This window comes from Pseudoduganella sp. OTU4001, assembly GCF_038440195.1.
GTDB lineage: Bacteria > Pseudomonadota > Gammaproteobacteria > Burkholderiales > Burkholderiaceae_D > Rugamonas.
On record NZ_JASATG010000012.1, the window covers coordinates 113,127 to 133,014 of the forward strand.

The following is a 19,888-nucleotide window of genomic DNA, read 5'->3' on the forward strand; positions in this document are numbered from 1 at the left end:
TTGCTATAAGGGTATTTCAACCTGCTCGGAAAGCACCTTGAAGTGCACGCTCGGTACGGCGAAGCAGAACGGTGAGCCGGCGCGCGGGCCGATCATCGGGCAGTCGACCCGTCCTGGTGCTAGAGGCAAGACTTCATCGAGCGGAATCGGCAGGCTGATTTCCGACACCGCCATGCGGCCCAGTGCCGGAATTTTGATCATGGCCTCATGCTGGCAGGCGAGGAAGGCGACCGCCTCGTCCCAGCTGTCGAAAGCCTGCGCCAGCGCCGGCGGCAACGTGCGCTCCGTCGTGACGCTGGCCTCTGCCGCTAGCTGCGGTGCGCTGCCGGCGCCAGGCTCGATGATGGTGGTGTAGCGGGCGCCGTCATGCTCGTGCGAGAAGCGCGCCGGCAAATGCGTCGGCAGGATATCGCTGAACATCCGAGTCCCCAGTGCGTGCAGCGCGCTATCCATGACGTTACGTACGAAATAGACCTTGCCTGGTTCTTCCAGGTAGAGGCGCCAGTTGCTTTGCAAGGGCGAAGGCAGCAGCTTGCGCGCCGGGCCGGCGAGGGTAGGCCCAAAGCCGCCGTGGCGGTAGGTCAGTATGCTGAATGGCGTCAGGCCGTTGCGCTGCCACAGCTTGAGGCCGGGCGGCACCATGGCCTGCGCCGTGGCCGCATCGACCATCCAGGTCAGGTAAACCACATCGCGCACATCGCTTTCCAACGTCATGAACGGCAGGCGCGAAAGGATTGCGCGGCGGGTGGCGGCGATGCGCCGGGAATTGGCAAGTTTGGCGAGCAGACGGCCTGCCAGACCTTCTTTTGGATGAATGTAATCGTTGGTCATATCGCGCTATGATAAGAGGATGACTATAAAAGGGACAATAGCGCGCCTGGCTACGCTGGCGCTGGCGTGCCTTGCGTTCAATGCGCAGGCGGTGGACGCCGTCATTTTCGACCGCGCCGCTTCGCCGGCGGACTTCCGCCGCGAGTACTCAAAGGCGCTGCTCATGAAAGTGATGGAGCGCACGGTTCCAACTTTCGGTGCTTATTCGATCGAATATGCCGACGCCCATATGGAGCGGCCACGCCTGCTGGCGGCGCTGAAAGAAGGGAGGCTGGTCAACGTCACCGCCTATCCGGCCGATGCCAAGTGGCTTAGGTCGCTGTTGTCGGTTCCGGTGCCGACAGATATGGGCTTGCAAAGCTGGCGCATCGCGCTGATCGACGCCGGAAAGCAGAAGCGCATGCGGTCGCTCGCGCTGCCGGATGGCCTGAAGGAGTTAGTGGCCGGTGTCGGTACGGCCTGGGTCACGCGCGCTTCGCTGCAGGGGAATGGCTTCCGCTACGTCACTGGCAGCAATTACGCCGGCCTGTTCGACATGCTGATGGCGGGGCGTTTCGACTACTTCCCACGTGGGGTCAATGAGATCTTCCAGGAGTTCGACCAGCGCCGCGCGGCTTTCCTGCATCTGGCGATCGAAGATAGCATCGTCCTGCACGATAATATTCCGTCGCTGTTTTTTGTCTCGCCGCGTAATCCGCGCCTGCATAAGCGCATTCAGACCGGCATGGAAATGCTGCTGAAAGACGGCACGCTGGAGCGCTTCGTGCTTGAACACCACCGCACTTTCCTGCAGCGCGCCAAACTATGCAACCGCCGCCGCATCGAGCTGCCGAATCCCGACATCGACCAGGCCATGCTGGCCCGCAAAGACCTCTGGCTCGACCCCTTCAACCCGCGACACGGCTTCTGCCCCGCCAAGTAAGCCGCTACTCCCCGTCGCGCGATTTAGTCCCGTAATAGCGGTGTCGGATGCGGTTTCTGAGCGTCATCTTGCTTGCTAGCGCTTTGTGACGAGCAGGAACTTGGGGCCCGGAGTTTCAATCAATAGTTTGTGATTCGCTCTTTCGTGTTTGACAACAAACTCTTCAAGCCGTATTGCCCGAGATAGCAATTTGCCGGGTGAAATGTGCTCGCGAGCAGCTTGCTCGAACAAAAAATCAGCCAATTCAGTTGGTAGATCTACATTCAAATTCGTGATTTTCATGATGGCACCTCCGAACCTTGAGCGTAGGCCGCTCGATTTGGGGGTCAACCAAGCCCAGCAGTGCAGTTGATTAGAGTCAATCCTCTTCAAATTTCATAATATGGAATGTTTTTCCGCAATTTGAAAAACAAAGAATTCGCTGATAGAATCCTTCAGAATTAGCCAAAGTATTAGTAAATCATCACCTGCACCGTCCGGAGACATAAAAGGGTGGGGCGCCTTCAACAGATAGGAGACTAGTTACATGTCAGCTCAACTTGACCAGGTCACGGCACAAACCGCCAACGATCCTGATGCACAGGAAACCAAAGAATGGCTGGAGGCGCTGGAAGCCGTCCTGGAGGCCGAAGGCCCTGAACGTGCCCACTACCTGATGGAGCGCCTGGTTGACCTGGCCCGTCGTCGTGGCGCCGATATCCCGTTCTCCGCCAACACCGCCTACGTCAACACCATTCCTGCGCACAAGGAAGTGCACTGCCCGGGCAACCTGGAATACGAAGAGCGCCTGCGCTCGTGGATGCGCTGGAACGCCATGGCGATGGTCGTGAAGGCCAACCGCGCCGACGGCGACCTGGGCGGCCACCTGTCCTCCTTCGCCTCGCTGGCGAACATGCTGGGCATCGGCTTCAACCACTTCTGGAAAGCCGAGAGCGAAACCCACGGCGGCGACCTGCTGTACATCCAGGGCCACTCGTCCCCTGGCGTCTACGCGCGCGCCTTCCTGGAAGGCCGCCTGACCGAAGAACAGCTGCTGAACTTCCGCCGCGAAGTGGACGGCAAGGGCCTGTCCTCCTACCCGCACCCGAAACTGATGCCGGACTTCTGGCAGTTCCCGACCGTGTCGATGGGCCTGGGCCCGCTGATGGCGATCTACCAGGCACGCTTCCTGAAGTACCTGCACGCACGCGGCATCGCCAACACCGAAGGCCGTAAGGTCTGGGCCTTCTGCGGCGACGGCGAGATGGACGAACCGGAATCGATGGGCGCGATCGGCATGGCTGCCCGCGAACAGCTGGACAACCTGAACATCGTCGTCAACTGTAACCTGCAGCGCCTGGACGGTCCGGTGCGCGGCAACGGCAAGATCATTCAAGAGCTGGAAGCGGACTTCCGCGGCGCCGGCTGGAACGTCATCAAGGTCATCTGGGGCCCGGGTTGGGACAACCTGCTGGCACAGGACAAGGACGGCATCCTGCAGCGCGTAATGATGGAAACCGTGGACGGCGAGTACCAGAACTACAAGGCCAAAGACGGCGCCTACGTACGTAAGCACTTCTTCGGCAAGCATCCAAAGCTGCTGGAAATGGTGGCCAATATGTCGGACGACGACATCTGGCGCCTGACCCGCGGCGGCCATGATCCGCACAAGATCTACGCCGCATTCAAGCAGGCCAACGAATCCGTCGGCAAGCCAACCGTGCTGCTGGTGAAGACCGTCAAGGGCTTCGGCATGGGCAAGTCCGGCGAAGCGCGCAACACCGCGCACCAGACCAAGAAGCTGGACGACGAGGCTATCCGCGAAATGCGCGACCGCTTCAACATCCCGATCCCGGACGACAAGCTGAAAGACATCCCGTTCTTCAAGCCATCCGATGACGCGCCGGAAATCAAGTACCTGCACGAGCGCCGCAAGGCACTGGGCGGCTACCTGCCATCGCGCCGCATGAAGGCCGACGAACAGCTGGTAGTGCCAGGCCTGGACGCTTTCAAGGCCGTGACCGACGCGACCCCGGAAGGCCGCGAAATTTCGACCACCCAGGCCTTCGTACGTATCATCACCGCGCTGCTGCGCGACCAGTCGCTGGGCCAGCGTATCGTTCCAATCCTGGTTGACGAGTCCCGTACCTTCGGTATGGAAGGCCTGTTCCGTCAGATCGGTATCTTCAACCAGCAAGGCCAGTTGTACGAGCCGGTCGACAAAGACCAGGTGATGTACTACCGCGAAGACAAGGCCGGCCAGATCCTGCAAGAGGGTATCAACGAAGCCGGTGGTATGAGCTCGTGGATCGCTGCGGCGACCTCGTACTCGACCAACAATCGCGTGATGATCCCGTTCTTCACCTACTACTCGATGTTCGGCCTGCAGCGCGTTGGCGACCTGGCATGGGCGGCGGGCGATATGCGTGCACGCGGCTTCCTGATGGGCGGCACCGCCGGCCGTACCACCCTGAACGGCGAAGGCCTGCAGCACGAAGATGGCCACAGCCACGTGATCGCGGCAACCATCCCGAACTGCGTACCGTACGACCCGACCTTCAGCCACGAACTGGCTGTGATCGTGCAGGACGGCCTGCGCCGCATGGTGGGTGAGCAGGAAGACGTGTTCTACTACATCACCATCATGAACGAGAACTATGCCCACCCAGGCCTGAAACCTGGCCAGGAAGAGGGCATCCTGAAGGGCATGTACCTGCTGCAGGAAGGCGATAAAGCCGCCAAACAGCGCGTGCAGCTGATCGGCTCGGGCACCATCCTGCGCGAATCCATCTTCGCCGCAGACCTGCTGAAGAACGACTGGAACATCGCTGCCGACGTGTGGTCCGCTCCTTCGCTGACCCTGGTGGCGCGCGACGGTATCGACTGCGAACGCTGGAACATGGTCAACCCGACCAAGGAACAGCGCGTGCCTTACGTGACCGGCCTGCTGAAGGACACCACCGGCCCGATCATCGCAACCACCGACTACATGCGTGCATTTGCCGACCAGATCCGTCCATACATGCCAGCCGGCCGCACCTACAAGGTGCTGGGCACCGACGGCTTCGGCCGTTCCGACAGCCGCGCCAAGCTGCGTGAGTTCTTCGAGGTGAACCGCTACTACATCACCGTGGCTGCCCTGCGTTCCCTGGCGGACGAAGGCAAGATCGCAATGTCGGTGGTGGAAGACGCCATCAAGAAGTACGGCATCGACCCGAACAAGCCAAATCCGGTGACCCAATAATTAGAAGACGGAGCAAACACTATGAGCATGGTTGAAGTGAAAGTCCCGGATATCGGCGACTTCAAGGAAGTTGAAGTCATCGAGCTGATGGTCAAGGTGGGCGACACGATCAAGGTCGACCAGTCGCTGGTGACCGTTGAATCGGACAAGGCGTCGATGGAGATTCCATCGTCGCAGGCTGGCGTCATCAAGGAAATCAAAGTGAAGGTCGGCGACAAGGTCGCTGAGGGTTCGCTGCTGCTGATCGTTGAAGCCGACGGCGCTGCCGCCTCCGCGCCCGCTGCCGCCCCGGCCGCCGCTGCTCCTGCAGCCGCTCCGGCCGCCGCCGCGCCAGCCGCTGCCGCCGCGCCTGCGCCGGCCGCAGCCTCCGCCGGCCCGGTCGAAGTAAAAGTGCCGGACATCGGCGATTTCAAGGAAGTGGAAGTGATCGAGCTGCTGGTCAAGGTTGGCGACACCGTCGCCAAGGATCAGTCCCTGATCACCGTCGAATCCGACAAAGCCTCCATGGAAATCCCATCGTCGCACGCCGGCGTGGTGAAAGAACTGAAGGTCAAGGTCGGCGACAAGGTCGCTGAAGGCTCGCTGGTGCTGATCGTCGACGCCGTCGGCGGCGGCGAGCCGCATGCGGCGAGCGCCGCTCCAGCCGCCCCGGCCGCAGCGCCTGTTGCCGCGCCGGTCGCAAGTGCTGCTGCCGCAGCGCCTGCAGCATCGTCCGCGCCAGCTGCCCCTGCCGTGAACGGCAAGCTGGCCCACGCCTCCCCATCCGTCCGCAAGTTCGCCCGCGAACTCGGCGTGGATGTGACCCGCGTCGGCGGCACCGGCCCGAAAGGCCGCGTGACCCAGCTGGACGTGCAGAACTACGTGAAGGGCATCATGTCCGGCGCCGCAGCCGCGCCGAACGCCGCACCAGCAGCCGCTGGCGGCGGTGCAGGCCTGAACCTGCTGCCATGGCCATCGCTGGACTTCAGCAAGTTCGGCGAAACCGAACTGTCCCCGCTGCCGCGCATCAAGAAGATCTCCGGCCCGAACCTGCACCGCAACTGGGTGATGATCCCGCACGTCACGCAGTTCGAAGATGCCGACATCACCGACCTGGAGCAGTTCCGCGTCGACAGCAACAACGCCAACGCCAAGAACAAGGACGCCGTCAAGCTCACCATGCTGGCGTTCGTGATCAAGGCCTCCGTGACCGCGCTGAAGAAGTTCCCGACCTTCAATTCGTCGCTGGACGAGAAGGGCGAGAACCTGATCCTGAAGAAGTACTACAACATCGGCTTCGCCGCCGACACCCCGCAAGGCCTGGTGGTGCCGGTTGTGAAGAACGCCGACCAGAAGTCCGTGACCCAGATCGCCAAGGAAATGGGCGAACTGTCCCTGGCCGCACGCGAAGGCAAGCTGAAGCCTACCGACATGCAGGGCGCCTGCTTCACCATCTCCTCGCTGGGTGGCATTGGCGGTACTGCCTTCACCCCGATCGTGAACGCACCGGAAGTGGCGATCCTCGGCCTGTCCAAGTCCTCCATGAAGCCAGTATGGGACGGCAAGCAGTTCGTGCCGCGCCTGATGCTGCCGCTGTCGCTGTCCTACGACCACCGCGTGGTCGACGGCGCGTCCGGCGCACGCTTCGCTGCATACCTGGCCGAAGTGCTGGCCGATATGCGCAAGATCCTGCTGTAAGGAGGCCGCGATGATCGAAGTTAAAGTACCGAACATCGGCGACTTCAAGGATGTTGAAGTGATCGAACTGCTGGTCAAGATTGGCGACACCGTCAAGGTCGACCAGTCGCTGGCCACCGTCGAATCCGACAAAGCCTCGATGGAAATTCCATCGACCCACGCGGGCGTGATCAAGGAACTCAAGATCAAGGTCGGCGACAAGGTCAATGAAGGCTCCGCGCTGCTGATGCTGGAAGAGGGCGCTGGCGCTGCTGCCCCGGCACCTGCCGCAGCCGCACCGGCTGCCGCCCCAGCGCCCGCCGCTGCGCCGGCCGCTCCAGCGGTCGCGCCGGCTGCCGGCGGCTACGCCGGCCAGGTCGACATCACCTGCGACATGATGGTCCTGGGTGGCGGTCCTGGCGGCTACTCCGCCGCGTTCCGCTCCGCAGACCTGGGCATGAACACCGTCCTGATCGAGAAATACTCGACCCTCGGCGGCGTCTGCCTGAACGTCGGCTGCATCCCATCGAAAGCCCTGCTGCACCTGGCAGCTGTGGTGGACGAGACCAGCCACATGGCCAAGAACGGCGTCACCTTCGCCAAGCCGACGATCGACATCGACCAGGTGAGCAGCTACAAGGAAGGCGTCATCAAGAAGATGACCACCGGCCTGTCCGGCATGGCCAAGATGCGCAAGGTGAATGTAGTGCAGGGTGTAGGCCAGTTCCTCAGCCCGAACCACATCGAAGTCACCGCAGCAGACGGCAGCAAGAAAGTAGTCCAGTTCAAGCAAGCCATCATCGCCGCTGGTTCCAGCGTGGTGAAGCTGCCATTCGTCCCTGAAGACAACCGCATCGTCGACTCGACCGGCGCGCTCGAACTGCGCTTCATGCCGAAGAAGATGCTGGTGATCGGCGGCGGCATCATCGGCCTGGAAATGGCCACCGTGTACAGCACTTTCGGCGCACGCATCGACGTGGTCGAAATGATGGACGGCCTGATGCAAGGCGCCGACCGCGAAGCCGTCAAGGTCTGGCAGAAGTACAACGAAAAGCGCTTCGACCGCATCATGACCAAGACCAAGACCGTCGGCGTGGAAGCGCTGCCGGAAGGGATCAAGGTCACCTTCGAAGCCGCCGAAGCCGGCGCCACCGCACCAGAGCCACAGATCTACGACATGGTCCTGGTAGCAGTCGGCCGCAGCCCGAACGGCAAGAAGCTCGCCGCCGACAAAGCTGGCGTGATCGTCACCGACCGCGGCTTCATCAATGTCGACAGCCAGATGCGCACGAATGTCCCGCACATCTTCGCCATCGGCGACATCGTCGGCCAACCGATGCTCGCGCACAAAGCCGTGCACGAAGCGCACGTAGCCGCCGAAGCAGCCCATGGCGAGAAAGCCCACTTCGACGCCAAGATCATTCCATCGGTTGCCTACACCGATCCGGAAGTGGCATGGGCCGGCATCACCGAAGACGAAGCGAAAGCCAAGGGCATCAAGGTCGAGAAAGGCCACTTCCCATGGGCCGCCAGCGGACGCGCCGTTGCGAACGGCCGTGACGAAGGCTTCACCAAGCTGCTGTTCGACGCAGAGACCCACCGCATTATCGGCGGCACGATCGTCGGCACCCACGCCGGCGACATGATTGGCGAGATCGCCTTGGCAATCGAAATGGGCGCCGACGGCATCGACATCGGCAAGACGATCCACCCGCACCCAACGCTGGGCGAATCGATCGGCATGGCCGCCGAAGCCTACGAAGGCGTCTGCACCGACCTCCCGCCCCCACGCAAACGCTAAAGCAACTTTTGTCCATCCTGGGGTCAGGAACAAAAGTGGACAAAAATTTCGTTTGATTATCGCGCAGCTTCGGCTGCGCGAATTCTTTGTACGGTCCTGGTCGACACTTTGAAATGCTCGGCAATTTGCGCGGGGCTGTAGTGGCCCGCGCGCAGCGCTTCTGCGATCGCAGCTTGCGTGGCTTGTTTGCCCCATGTCGAAGGCAGTGACGGTGGCGTCAGCGGATCCGGCACGCCAACCCCAGCCGCTACAAAGTCGCGGTAGCGGGAGATTCGTTCTTCGCCTGTCGCTCCTTGGAAGCGATCAAGCGTGGTTTCCGTTTCCAGCCATTCTGGTGGCGCCACAAGTCCCGCCGTCGCGCGGTAATTACTCCATCGCCATTCGGCTGCGCTCTCTACCAGTCCCGCACGCACTGGGTTCAGTGTGATGTAACGCGTCAGTTCTAGAAAATGTTCATCCCGCTCCAGCAAAACGGAGTGAAAGCGCCCTTGGAACACATGCCCCGTCAAGCCATGCCGAACGTTGAACTGCAGCGAATATACGCAATTGAGGAAGTGCATTAGTTCCGACAAGTTGGTGACAGGGGTTTGCAGCAAGAGGTGGAAATGGTTCGGCATCTGGCAATAAGCATGACAGATGAATCCGAATCGCTCAGCCGCGCGCGCCATCAGGCTGAGCCAGTTGAGGTAATCCAAATCGTCGAGGAATATCAGTGCCTTGCGATTGCCGCGTGCAGTGACGTGGTACAGGGCGCCTGGGAATTGGGTGCGTAGTGGTCGGCTCATTGAGCGACGATAGCACCGTGATAATGCTGCGAATTGATCTAAATCAGACTCACTACTTGGGACCAGGAAAAAAATGTCCTAATTCGTTCCTGACCCCAAAGCGGACAATTATTTCTGGTTGTTACGGTACTGGTCGAAGTAGTTGCAGTAGTCGGCCCAGTTGTCGGTCAGCATTTTGGTGAACTGTTCGCTGAAGTAGGCGATTGCTTCTTCTTTCTTGGACTCGAAGCCGGCTTTCTCTTCGTGGGTGCGGGCGACCAGGAAGGCGTTGTAGCGGGCGGCGGCGAACATCAGGCTGGCGCCGACCAGTTGCGGGGCGCCTTGGTTGCTCGATTCGTGCTTGTTGGCCAGGTCGATGAAGGTGTCGGTGTATTCGAAGAACTTCTTGTCGTCTTCTTGCTGCTGGTTTTGCTGTTGGTCGCTCATGTTCTACTACCAAAAAATGTAATTAGGGGTGGGCATCGTGACATATGCGGCGCTTTGCCGCAATAAAAAACCGGGCTGGCGGCCCGGTTTGTTGTTGTTAGCTCGCTATGAAGCGCTCCGGGATCTCGATCCCGCCGCTGCTGGCGGCTTCCGCATAGGCCTTGAGTTCATTGATCGCGGCTTCCAGGTGTTCCGGATTGGGGTTTTCCTGGAATCCCTTAATGCGCTCGTTGATCGTGGCGATTTTCCTGCTCCATTCGAGCCGATCGACCTTGCTCATACGTCCTCCCACATTCATTTTGGTTCTGAGGAGGTCAGTATCCGGCAGCTAGCCAGCGGCACTCGGTGCGCTGCCGCACATACGCTGCCGCGCACGCTTAGCGCTTCATGACGCCGCGCAGGAACAGGTCAATGCCTTGCTCGATCTCTTGCGGAGTGGTGGCGACGCCGCAGCGCGATTCAAACAGGAAGCGGCGCAGCTGGTCGCCCATCAGGCAGTTGGTGAAGTAGATCGCCAGCCGGTCCGGCGGCGCGTCGGTCTCGAATTGCGCGCTGATTTCAGGGCGCGCGAAGTAGCGCGCCAGTTGCTCGCGCGTCTGGCGCGGGCCGGCATCCCAGAAGGCTTCCGCCAGGTCCGGGTTGGCGTGGGCTTCGGCCACCACGATCTGGTACAGGGCGGTGGCAGCAGGCGTGCTGACCATGCTGTGGAAGCGCAGGCCGAATTCCAGCAGGGTGTCGCGGATAGGGCGGTTCGGCGCGTCCAGCGTGAGCGGGTCGAAGGTGTTGGCGCGGTAGCGCAGCAGGATGGCCTTGAGCAGGCCGGCCTTGCCGCCGAATTTCACGTAGATGGTGCGCACGGCCACCCGTGCTTCGCGGGCGATGGCTTCCAGGCTGACCTTGCTGTAACCCTTTTCCAGGATCAGGCGGCCGGCCGTATCCATCAGGTCATTCAGGCGCGCTTCGGCCTCGGCGGCCTTGGGGCGGCCGGCTTTGACTGGCTCAGGGAGTTGTTCGACAGACATGATTGAAAACCGTACGTAATGCCCGAAGGCTATCAGATACGGTCACTTTATTCCAATTCAAAATGAAATGCAATCGTTTCATTTCTTGACTTTGTTCAGTAGTTGAAGAATAATGCAATGAACTCATTTCATTTCTAGGGAGTTACCTCCATGTCCCAGCACAACCAAGCCGAACAAAAAGTGCTCAGCGCCGTGCCAGAAGCTGCACCGGCCGCCACGCCCCCTAACCGTCGTGTGCTGGTGATCGCCGGCCTGATTGCCCTGGCCGCCCTGGCCGCCGGCGGCCGCATGTGGTACCGCAGCCATCACTACGTGGAAACCGAGAATGCCTATGTGGCCGGCCACGTGCATCCGGTGTCGGCGCGCATTGCCGGCGTGGTGACCAAGGTTCTGGTGGACGATAACCAGCTGGTGAAGGCGGGTGACGTGATCGCCGAATTGGACCCCTTCGACCAGCAGGTGAAGGTGGAGCAGATCCAGGCGCAGATCGCCAGCGTGCAGCAGCAGATCCTGCAGGCCGACGCGCAAGTCGCGCAAGTCAACGCCCAGGCCAGCGCCGCCGCTGCGCAAGTGGCGCAATCGCAGGCCAACCTGGTGCGCGCGTCGCAGGATGCGGAGCGTTACGGCCAGCTGTACACCAGCCAGATGAAGGCCGTATCGAAAGCCGAACTGGATGCCGCCAACGCGGCCCGCGCCAGCGCCACCGCCGATGTGGCCGCGCGCAAGGACAGCGCCGTCGCCGCCAAGGCGCAGATCGGCGCAGCAACCGCCTCGCGTGAAGTGCTGAAGGCGCAAGTCAAGGTGCTGCAGGTGCAGTTGAAGGACGCGCAGCAGCAAGTCGCATATAACCGCATCGTCGCGCCGGTCGATGGCCGCGTCGGCAAGCGCAATCTGGAAGTAGGCCAGCGCGTGCAGCCCGGCCAGCAGCTGGTGGCGCTGGTGCAGGAAAACGTCTGGGTCACCGCCAACTTCAAGGAAACCCAGCTCGCCGATATGCGCGTGGGCCAGGAAGTGAACCTGACCATCGATGCGCTGCCGGGCAAGGAACTGGTAGGCCGCGTGGACTCCTTCTCGCCAGCCTCCGGCGCGCAGTTCGCGCTGCTGCCGGCCGATAACGCCACCGGCAACTTCACCAAGATCGTGCAGCGCGTGCCGGTCAAGATCACCTTCAAGCCGGAAGACTTGAAGGCCCTGGACGGCCGCCTGGTGCCGGGCATGTCTGCTATCGCTGAAGTCAGCATCTCCGCCAAAGCAAAATGAGCGCCCCGATGATGGTGCCGGAAGGTCCGGTATCCGGCCGCACCTGGATCGCAGTGGCGGCGGGCATGCTGGGCGCCTTCATGGCGGTGCTGGACATCCAGATCACCAACTCCTCGCTGCGCGACATCCTCGGCGCGCTGAACGCCACGCAGGAAGAGGGCTCCTGGATTTCGACCGCCTACCTGGTGGCCGAGATCATCGTAATCCCGCTGACGGCGCTGCTGACGCGCACCTTCGGCATGCGCGGCTACATGATGGGTACCACCGGCCTGTTCCTGCTGTTCTCCACCTTGTGCGGCGCGGCCTGGAACCTGGAAAGCATGATCCTGTTCCGCATGATGCAGGGCTTTACCGGCGGCGCGCTGATCCCGATGGCGATGACGCTGGTGATGGCCAAGCTGCCTGCCTCCAAGCGCGCGATCGGCATGGCGATCTTCGGCCTGACTGCGACACTGGCGCCATCCATGGGCCCGACCCTGGGCGGCTACCTGAGCGAGCTGTATGGCTGGCCGTCGATCTTCTATATCAACTGGGTGCCGGGCCTGCTGCTGATTGCCGGCGTGGCGTACGGCCTCGATCCGGATGAGCGCAAGCTGAAGGAACTGCTGAACGCCGACTGGCTGGGCATCGCTTTCATGGCGCTGGGCCTGGGCTGCCTGACCATTTTCCTGGAAGAGGGCAATAGCAAGGACTGGTTCGAGTCCGGCTTCATCATCGCCTTCGCCGGTTTGGCGCTGGTGGGTTTGCTGGGATGGGTGGTGACAAGCGCGATGCGCCCGCAGCCTTTCGTCAACCTGGGATTGTTTGCGCAGCGTAATTTCCTGGTCGCTTCCGCGCTGGCAGCGGTGATGGGCATGGGCCTGTACGGCTCGTCCTTCTTGCTGCCGCTGTACCTGGGCCAGATCGCCGGCTATTCGCCGATGCAGATTGGTGAAGTGATCATGTGGGCTGGCCTGCCGCAGCTGTTCATCATGCCGTTTGCGGCCAAGCTGTCGATGAAGATCGATAACCGCATCCTGTGCTCGATCGGCCTGGGCTTGTTTGGCGTGTCCTGCATCATGAACGGTTATATGGATGCGACCACCGGCTACGACCAGCTGCTGCTGTCGCAGGTGGTGCGCGCAATGGGCCAGCCGTTTGTGATGCTGACGCTGTCGAACTTCGCCATGAACGGCATTGCGCCGAAGGATACGCCTTCCGCTTCCAGCCTGTTCAACATGATCCGCAACCTGGGCGGCTCGATCGGCATCGCCCTGCTGGCGACCCAGCTGACGCAGCGTGAACACTATCACTCGGCCCGCCTGGGCGAAGCGGTGAACAGCTTCTCCGCCGCGACCCAGCTGCGGCTGGACCAGATGACGCAGAACTTTATCAGCAAGGGCTTCGACCCGCTCACCGCATCGGACAAGGCGCTGAAAGCGGTGGACAGCATCGTGCGGCGCGAATCGTATGTGATGGCTTACAACGACGGCTTCCTGATTGTGGGCGGCATCCTGCTGTCCTGCATCCTGATTCTGTGGCTGTCCGACAAAGTGAAATCGCCTTCGGGCGGCGGCGCTGGTGCGCACTGAAAGAGAGAACGAATATGAACATCAAGATGATTGCAATGGCAGTAAGCGCAGCGGCCGTACTGGCTGGTTGCGGCACCGTGGGCAGCGACTTCAAAGCGCCGGCCGAGGCGAAGGAGCAAGCCTTCCGCCACGCCGCCCCCGGCGCCGCGAGCGCTGAAGCGCAACTGCCAGCGCAGTGGTGGACCGTGTTCGGCGATGACACGCTGAACCGGCTTGAGCACCAGGCCTTGCGCGACAGCCCGACCGTGAAGGCGGCGGCGCAGCGCCTGTTCCAGGCCGAAGCGCAACTGGGTCTGGTGCGTGCCAACCAGCTGCCTAACGTGACGGTCAGTACCGGTGTGTCGAACTCGCGCACTTCGGCCAATACATCGCAGGGTATCGCGCTGGGTCACCGCTCCATCCACGGTAATAACTACTCGGTCGCGGCGGGCTTCTCGTACGAGCTGGACCTGTTCGGCCGCGTGCGCCGTGCTGTTGAATCGGCCGATGCGCAAGCACTGGCTGCGCGTCATGACCGCGACGGCGTGCTGCTGCTGTTGTCTTCGCAGATCGCCACAACCTACTGGCAGCTGCGCGGGCTGGATGCCGAGATGGCAATCCTGCGCGGCGCCCTGGCGACCCGCAAGGAAACCGAAGAACTGGTGAACGCCCGCTTCAACGCCGGCTTGTCGAATGAGCTGGACACCTCGCGCGCCCGCATCGAACGCGCCAATGCCGAAGCCGACCTGGAAGAAGTGCAACGCCAGCGCAATACGCTGGAACACGCGTTGGCGGTTCTGGTCGGTGCCTCGCCTTCGAGCATGCAATTGCCTGCTGCCGGTGTCGCGGAACTGCCGGCGCCGCCGGTGATTCCGGCTGGCCTGCCTGCACAGTTGCTGTCGCACCGTCCCGACCTGGCAGCCAGCGTCGCCACGCTTCGCGCAAGCAATGCCAACGTCGGCGTGGCGGAAGGCGCTTTCTACCCATCGGTCAGCCTGACCGGCAATTTCGGCTACGCCTCCGAAAGCCTGGGCGACATCAGCAAAGGCGGCTCGCGCGTATTCAGTTTCGGCCCGCTGGCCCTGTCGCTGCCAATCTTTGACGGTGGCCGCAACCAGTCCAACCTGACTGCCGCCAAAGCCCGCTACGAAGAAGCCGTCGCCAACCACGAAGGCCGCCTGCTGACCGCACTGCGCGAAGTGGAAGACGCCCTGTCCGACGTCCAGCAGCGCACGCAGCAAAGCAAGGTGCAACTGACCTCCCGCCAGGCCGCCACCCGCGCCTACGACGTCGCCCGCGCCCGCTACGAGCGCGGCATCAGCACCTACCTCGATGTGACGGACGCCCAGCGCAGCGCCCTGGCCGCCGACCGTGCCGCCGCCCAAATCAACACCCAGCGCCTGCTGGCAACAGTCAGCGTCGCCCGCGCCCTCGGCGGCGGCTGGCAAGCCCAGTAAGTCCACGGCTCAGCCCGTGTCCCACCATGGGGTCACACCCCAAGTGGGACACGGGCTCAAGCATTCTCATCCGGGAAGTCGCGGATTGCGCGGGATACGGTCTTAATCGATACACCGAAATGATCGGCAATTTCCTGCCGGGTGTATGTATTCGTTTGATACGCACGCGACATGGCCTCGTTGCGATCTGCGTAGTTTGTCGAATAGGTGTAAAGCGACTGTGCCTGTTCGCGCTTGGCATCTGGCCATTCCTTATGCAAGGCTAGCGGATCTGGCATTCCAACTCCCGCGTTGACGAATTTCCGGTAGGCCGCAACCTTTTCTTCAAGCGAACCATTTCCGAAGTGGGAAAGTAGCCATTCCGTCTCAAGCCAATCAGGTGCAAACTCCGGCTCAAGGTAGTGCCGGTGGCTGCTCCACTGCCAATCGGCAGCATCAGCGACAAGTTTGGCCCGTACCGGATTAAGACTGATATAACGCGCCACGGCCAACAGCTGGCTGTTCTTCTCGACCATCCCCGCATGGAATCGCCCTTGTATGACATGCCCCGTTAATCCATGCCGGTTGTTGAAGTGCTGACAGTAGTCAGCATTCACCGTATGCATGCCATCAGGTAGATTCGCCAAAGGGGTTTCCACCAACAGGTGGTAATGGTTCGGCATCAAGCAATACGCATGAATCCTGAGATTGTGCTTTTCCGCTGCCTTGGCCAGCTTATCGAGCCAGATCATGTGATCGCGGTGGTCGAGGAAAATTGCGGCGCGTCTATTCCCACGGGCTGTAACGTGGTAAATCGCACCGGGAAAAAGAATTCGAGGGGCTCGGCTCATGCTGAAAACTTAGCATGCCGGAATGACTCGGCTGATGATCTGTATCAAACAGATGGGCTTGTGTCCCACTTGGGGTGTGACCCCAGGGTGGGACACGGGGTCAGCTGTGGGTGGGGGCGAAGTTTTGCAGCATGAAGTCGAGGAAGCTGGTCAGCTTGGGTGTGGGCTGGCGGTTGCGGGGGTAGAGCAGGTGCATGGGGCGTGGGGTGGGGAGGTAGTCGTCCAGCACGCGGATCAGACGGCCGGCGGCGATGTCTTCTTTCAGGACCGTCTCAGCTTGCATGATCAGGCCGAAACCTTTCAGGGCGGCTTGTTTCAGGGCGTAGCTGTTGTTGGCGCGCATGCGGCTCAGGGGTACGTGGCGGGCATCCTTTTCGCCGTTCAGGCGCCAGCGCGCTTGCGGGACCCAGCCGGTGAATTCCAGGCATTCGTGTTGCGCGAGGTCGGCGGGTACGCGCGGTGTGCCGCGCCGGGCCAGGTAGCCGGGCGAGCCGCAAATCACGACGCCATAGGGCCGCAGGGGCCGCGCTACCAGCGTCGAATCTTCCAGGGCGCCGATGCGGATGCCGACGTCGAATCCTTCTTCCACGATGTCGACCATGCGGTCGTTCAGGTGCAGGTCCACGCTGACTTCGGGGTGCGTGTTCAGGTAGTCGGGGATCAGTGGGCTTAGCCACTCCATGCCGAACGATACGGCGCAAGTCACCTTCAGCACGCCGCGCGGTGCGGCGCGCAGGGATTCGGCGCCGCGTTCGGCGGCTTCGATCTGCGCCAGGATGGCGCGGCATTGGTCGGCGTATTGGCGGCCGATTTCCGTTAGCGATTGCCGCCGCGTGGTGCGGGTGAGCAGGGCGGCGCCGAGCCGCTGCTCCAGTTCGCGTACGTGCTTGCCGACCATGACGGCGGAGATGCCGAAGCGTTCGGCGGCTGCGGTGAAGCTGCCGGTATCGACGGCGGCCACAAACACTTCCATGCTGCGTAGCTTGTCCATTGCTAAGTTTGAGTTTGTAATTAATTAAATAATAGCTCATTTATTCCTGTGGCGACGGAGCGCATACTGGCTTCACTTCGAAACCCAACAGGAGATTCAACATGAAAAAGATCATCGTTATCGGCGCATCCGGCACCATCGGCAAGGCCATCGTGGAGCAATTGGGCTTGCGTCATGAAGTCATTACCGTCGGCCGCAGCAGCGGCCAGTTCCAGGTGAAGATCGAGGACCCGGCTTCGGTCGAGGCCTTGTTCCAGCAAGTTGGCAAGGTGGACGGCGTGGTGGTCGCTGCGGGTGATGTGCATTTCGGTCCGCTGGGGGAAATGACTGCGGAGCAGTTCAAGTCCGGCCTGGATTCCAAGTTGATGGGCCAGGTGAACGTGGCGCTGGCGGCGCAAAAGCATTTGAACGATGGCGGCTCGATCACGCTGACCAGCGGCAGCTTGTCGGAGAATCCAATCCGTTTTGGCGCCAACGCCAGCACTGTCAATGCTGCGGTGGAGGGTTTCGTACTCGGCGCGGCCATCGAGCTGCCGCGCGGTCTGCGTATCAATGCCATCAGCCCGACCCTGGTTGACGAATCGGTGGATGTCTACGGCCCATACTTCTACGGCATGGAAACCGTGCCCGTTAAACGCGCCGCGCTGGCCTACAGCCGCAGTGTGGAAGGTGCGGAAAACGGCAAGACCTACCGCGTGTGGTAATGCGGACGGTCCTGGTAATCGGCGGCACCGGTACCATCGGCGCCGCCGTGGCGAAAGAGCTGGGCGCGCGGCATCGCGTGCTGACGGCGGGGCGCAGCAGCGGCGACTTCCGCGTGGCGATTGAAGACATTGCCTCGCTGCGTGCGCTGTTCGACGAGACGGGCAGGGTGGACGATGTGGTGGTGGCATGCGGCGCGCTCCACGTCGGCCCGCTCAAGGAAATGACTGAGGAGCAGTTCCGCATCGGCCTTGATTCGAAGCTGATGGGGCAGGTGAACGTGGCGCTGGTGGCGCAGCACGTCCTGAGCGATGGTGGTTCGATCACGCTGACCAGCGGCGTGGATGCGCACAACCCGTTGCGCGGCTGCGCCAACACGGTCACCGTCAACAACGGCATCGAGGGCTTCGCACGCGGTGCTGCCATCGAACTGCCGCGCGGCCTGCGCATCAACGTCGTCAATCCTTCGCTGCTGGAGGAGTCGGCGGCCAGGTTCGAGGCGCTGTTCCATGGCTTCGAGCCGGTGTCGTCGGCGCGTGTGGCGCGTGCCTACAGCCGTTGCGTGGAAGGTGCGGAAAGCGGAAAAACTTACCGCGTCTGGTAAGCGCAGGCATACAATGTGGCCTTCCTTTTAACTGTAGAGAAAAGGCCACATGAAGAACTTCCTGACCCCGCTGGTGCTTGCCATCGCAAGCGCCACCGCCTGCGCCGCTCCGGCCGATGTCGCCGAGCTGCAAAAAATGACCAAGCGTTACGCGCCGGTGCAGCTGAAAGCCGATACGTCCAAGTTGTCGGCCGGCGACCGCCTCGCCATCAAGAAGCTGATCGAAGCGGCGAAGATCGTCGACACCTTGCAGCTGCGCCAGCGCTGGTCCGGCAATGAGGCGCTGCATGCCGCGCTGCTGAAGGACCAGTCGCCACTGGGCAAGGCGCGCGCTGAATACTTCTGGCTCAATAAGGGCCCTTGGTCGATCCTCGACGAGCACAAGTCCTTCCTGCCGGCTGAAGTGGCGGGCATCAAGGTGCCGGACCACAAGCCGGCGGCGTCGAACTTCTATCCGGAAGGTGCGACCAAGGAGCAGCTGGAGGCGTGGATCAACAGCCTGCCAGCGGCGCAGAAGCAGGAAGCGCAGTGGTTCTTCACCACCATCCGCAAGGGCGACGATGGCAAGTTCAAGATCGTCAAATACTCGGATGAATACAAGCCGGAGCTGGAGAAGCTGTCCAAGCTGCTGAAGGAGGCCGCTGCCGCCACCAGCAACGCTTCGCTGAAGAAGTTCCTCGACCTGCGCGCGGACGCTTTCCTGTCCAACGATTACCTGCCGTCCGATTTCGCCTGGATGGACCTGGACTCGCCGGTCGATATCACCATCGGCCCGTACGAAACCTATAACGACGAACTGTTTGGCTACAAAGCCGCCTTTGAAGCTTACGTCAACATCCGCGACGAGAAGGAAACCCGCAAGCTGGATTTCTTCGCCAAGCATATGCAGGAGCTGGAAGACAACCTGCCGCTCGACGCGCAGTACCGCAACCCGAAGGTGGGCGCGGTGGCGCCGATGGTGGTGGTGAACCAGGTATACGGCGCGGGCGACGGCAATATGGGCGTGCAAACCGCTGCCTACAACTTGCCGAACGATGAGCGCATCATCAGCCAGCGCGGCTCCAAGCGCGTGATGCTGAAGAACGTGCAGGAAGAAAAGTTCAAGGCCACGCTGACGCCGATCGCCAAGCTGGTGCTGCGCCCGGCCGACCAGAAGGACCTGGACTTCAACTCCTTCTTCACCCACATCCTGGCGCACGAGATCACGCACGGCCTCGGTCCGCACACGGTGAAGGGCGAGTCCACCCCGCGCCAGGAATTGAAGGAAGCCTATTCCACTATCGAAGAAGCCAAGGCCGACGTGACCGGCCTGTGGGCGCTGATGTATATGATGGAGAAGGGCCAGCTGAAAGACACCCTGGGCCAGGGCGAGGCGGCGGAGCGCAAGCTGCACACCACCTTCCTGGCATCGGCCTTCCGTACGCTGCACTTCGGCCTGACCGATTCGCACGCGCGCGGCATGGCGATCCAGGTCAACTACCTGCTGGATAAAGGCGGTTTCGTGTCGCACGGCGACGGCACCTTCTCGGTGGATTTCAAGAAGATCAAACAGGCGGTGATGGATCTGGACCGCGAGTTCCTCACCATTGAAGCGACCGGCGACTACGCGCGCGCCAAGGACATGATGGCGAAGTACGTCGTCATCCGCCCTGACGTGCAGAAGGCCTTGGACAAGATGAAGAAAGTACCGAACGACATCCGCCCTTCTTTCCCGACTGCCAACTCCTTGCTGGCAAAATAAAGTTGAAAACTAGCTCAGCCAATATTTTGTAACAGCCGCGAAACTCCGGTAACAGCTTGCCGTAAGGCATGTATAGTTGAAGCTCGT

Annotated in this window: 18 protein-coding genes; 10 read left to right on the top strand and 8 right to left on the bottom strand. The window is 61.5% G+C overall.

Features of this window, described 5'->3' with window-relative positions:
• Positions 1–3 precede the first annotated feature (3 nt).
• The gene (locus tag AAHE99_RS13465; RefSeq protein WP_342117856.1) at positions 4–831 is read right to left on the bottom strand and encodes a DUF2071 domain-containing protein; all 828 of its coding nucleotides are present in this window, start codon (positions 829–831) and stop codon (positions 4–6) included.
• A gap of 19 nt (positions 832–850) precedes the next feature.
• Between AAHE99_RS13465 and AAHE99_RS13470 the strand changes: the two genes are divergently transcribed.
• Positions 851–1,753 carry a hypothetical protein gene (locus tag AAHE99_RS13470; RefSeq protein WP_342117857.1) on the top strand — a complete coding sequence of 301 codons (903 nt, stop codon included), beginning with the start codon at positions 851–853 and terminating at the stop codon, positions 1,751–1,753.
• Between the two features lie 75 nt (positions 1,754–1,828).
• On the opposite strand, the gene AAHE99_RS13475 is transcribed toward AAHE99_RS13470, so the two are convergent.
• A complete protein-coding gene (locus AAHE99_RS13475; RefSeq protein WP_342117858.1) occupies positions 1,829–2,035 on the bottom strand; it encodes a hypothetical protein in 207 nt (68 codons plus the stop codon).
• A 244-nt stretch (positions 2,036–2,279) separates the two neighbouring features.
• Between AAHE99_RS13475 and aceE the strand changes: the two genes are divergently transcribed.
• From aceE to lpdA, 3 genes are read left to right on the top strand one after another with little or no spacing between them, the layout of a single operon-like run.
• Positions 2,280–4,976, top strand: a complete 2,697-nt coding sequence (aceE, locus tag AAHE99_RS13480; RefSeq protein ID WP_342117859.1) for a pyruvate dehydrogenase (acetyl-transferring), homodimeric type — start codon at positions 2,280–2,282, stop codon at positions 4,974–4,976.
• Between the two features lie 21 nt (positions 4,977–4,997).
• Positions 4,998–6,653, top strand: coding sequence for a dihydrolipoyllysine-residue acetyltransferase (aceF, locus tag AAHE99_RS13485; RefSeq protein WP_342117860.1), 1,656 nt, complete (start codon positions 4,998–5,000; stop codon positions 6,651–6,653).
• Positions 6,654–6,663: 10 nt separating this feature from the next.
• Positions 6,664–8,433, top strand: coding sequence for a dihydrolipoyl dehydrogenase (gene lpdA, locus AAHE99_RS13490; protein ID WP_342117861.1), 1,770 nt, complete (start codon positions 6,664–6,666; stop codon positions 8,431–8,433).
• Positions 8,434–8,489: 56 nt separating this feature from the next.
• Here lpdA and AAHE99_RS13495 read toward each other — a convergent pair whose 3' ends face one another.
• From AAHE99_RS13495 to AAHE99_RS13510, 4 genes are all read right to left on the bottom strand, one after another.
• A complete protein-coding gene (locus AAHE99_RS13495) occupies positions 8,490–9,218 on the bottom strand; it encodes a transposase (RefSeq protein ID WP_342117862.1) in 729 nt (242 codons plus the stop codon).
• Between the two features lie 108 nt (positions 9,219–9,326).
• Positions 9,327–9,644 carry a DUF3144 domain-containing protein gene (locus AAHE99_RS13500; protein ID WP_342117863.1) on the bottom strand — a complete coding sequence of 106 codons (318 nt, stop codon included), beginning with the start codon at positions 9,642–9,644 and terminating at the stop codon, positions 9,327–9,329.
• A 97-nt stretch (positions 9,645–9,741) separates the two neighbouring features.
• A complete protein-coding gene (locus AAHE99_RS13505) occupies positions 9,742–9,924 on the bottom strand; it encodes a hypothetical protein (protein ID WP_342117864.1) in 183 nt (60 codons plus the stop codon).
• Positions 9,925–10,021: 97 nt separating this feature from the next.
• Complete coding sequence (locus AAHE99_RS13510; RefSeq protein ID WP_342117865.1) at positions 10,022–10,666, bottom strand: TetR/AcrR family transcriptional regulator; 645 nt, start codon at positions 10,664–10,666, stop codon at positions 10,022–10,024.
• A 150-nt stretch (positions 10,667–10,816) separates the two neighbouring features.
• On the opposite strand from AAHE99_RS13510, the gene AAHE99_RS13515 reads away from it, so the two are divergent.
• Genes AAHE99_RS13515 through AAHE99_RS13525 form a run of 3 tightly spaced genes read left to right on the top strand, consistent with a single transcriptional unit; the run spans position 10,817 to position 14,933 of the window.
• On the top strand, positions 10,817–11,926 hold the full coding sequence (locus tag AAHE99_RS13515) for an HlyD family secretion protein (protein ID WP_342117866.1): 1,110 nt from the start codon (positions 10,817–10,819) through the stop codon (positions 11,924–11,926).
• Positions 11,923–13,497 carry a DHA2 family efflux MFS transporter permease subunit gene (locus AAHE99_RS13520; protein ID WP_342117867.1) on the top strand — a complete coding sequence of 525 codons (1,575 nt, stop codon included), beginning with the start codon at positions 11,923–11,925 and terminating at the stop codon, positions 13,495–13,497. The genes AAHE99_RS13515 and AAHE99_RS13520 overlap by 4 nt, the downstream gene beginning before the upstream one ends.
• A 14-nt stretch (positions 13,498–13,511) precedes the next feature.
• Positions 13,512–14,933, top strand: a complete 1,422-nt coding sequence (locus tag AAHE99_RS13525; RefSeq protein WP_342117868.1) for an efflux transporter outer membrane subunit — start codon at positions 13,512–13,514, stop codon at positions 14,931–14,933.
• A 56-nt stretch (positions 14,934–14,989) separates the two neighbouring features.
• Here AAHE99_RS13525 and AAHE99_RS13530 read toward each other — a convergent pair whose 3' ends face one another.
• Together AAHE99_RS13530 and AAHE99_RS13535 are read right to left on the bottom strand one after the other, a co-directional pair.
• Entirely contained in the window at positions 14,990–15,763 is a 774-nt protein-coding gene (locus tag AAHE99_RS13530) for an REP-associated tyrosine transposase (protein WP_342117869.1), read from the bottom strand.
• Positions 15,764–15,863: 100 nt separating this feature from the next.
• Positions 15,864–16,754, bottom strand: a complete 891-nt coding sequence (locus AAHE99_RS13535) for a LysR family transcriptional regulator (RefSeq protein WP_342117870.1) — start codon at positions 16,752–16,754, stop codon at positions 15,864–15,866.
• 101 nt (positions 16,755–16,855) lie between these two features.
• On the opposite strand from AAHE99_RS13535, the gene AAHE99_RS13540 reads away from it, so the two are divergent.
• The 3 genes from AAHE99_RS13540 to AAHE99_RS13550 are packed head-to-tail and all read left to right on the top strand — an operon-like array spanning position 16,856 to position 19,801.
• The gene (locus AAHE99_RS13540; RefSeq protein ID WP_342117871.1) at positions 16,856–17,458 is read left to right on the top strand and encodes a short chain dehydrogenase; all 603 of its coding nucleotides are present in this window, start codon (positions 16,856–16,858) and stop codon (positions 17,456–17,458) included.
• Positions 17,458–18,060, top strand: a complete 603-nt coding sequence (locus AAHE99_RS13545; protein ID WP_342117872.1) for a short chain dehydrogenase — start codon at positions 17,458–17,460, stop codon at positions 18,058–18,060. The genes AAHE99_RS13540 and AAHE99_RS13545 overlap by 1 nt, the downstream gene beginning before the upstream one ends.
• Before the next feature lie 49 nt (positions 18,061–18,109).
• Positions 18,110–19,801: a dipeptidyl-peptidase 3 family protein gene (locus AAHE99_RS13550; protein ID WP_342117873.1), complete on the top strand. Its 1,692-nt coding sequence runs from the start codon at positions 18,110–18,112 to the stop codon at positions 19,799–19,801.
• Positions 19,802–19,888 lie beyond the last annotated feature (87 nt).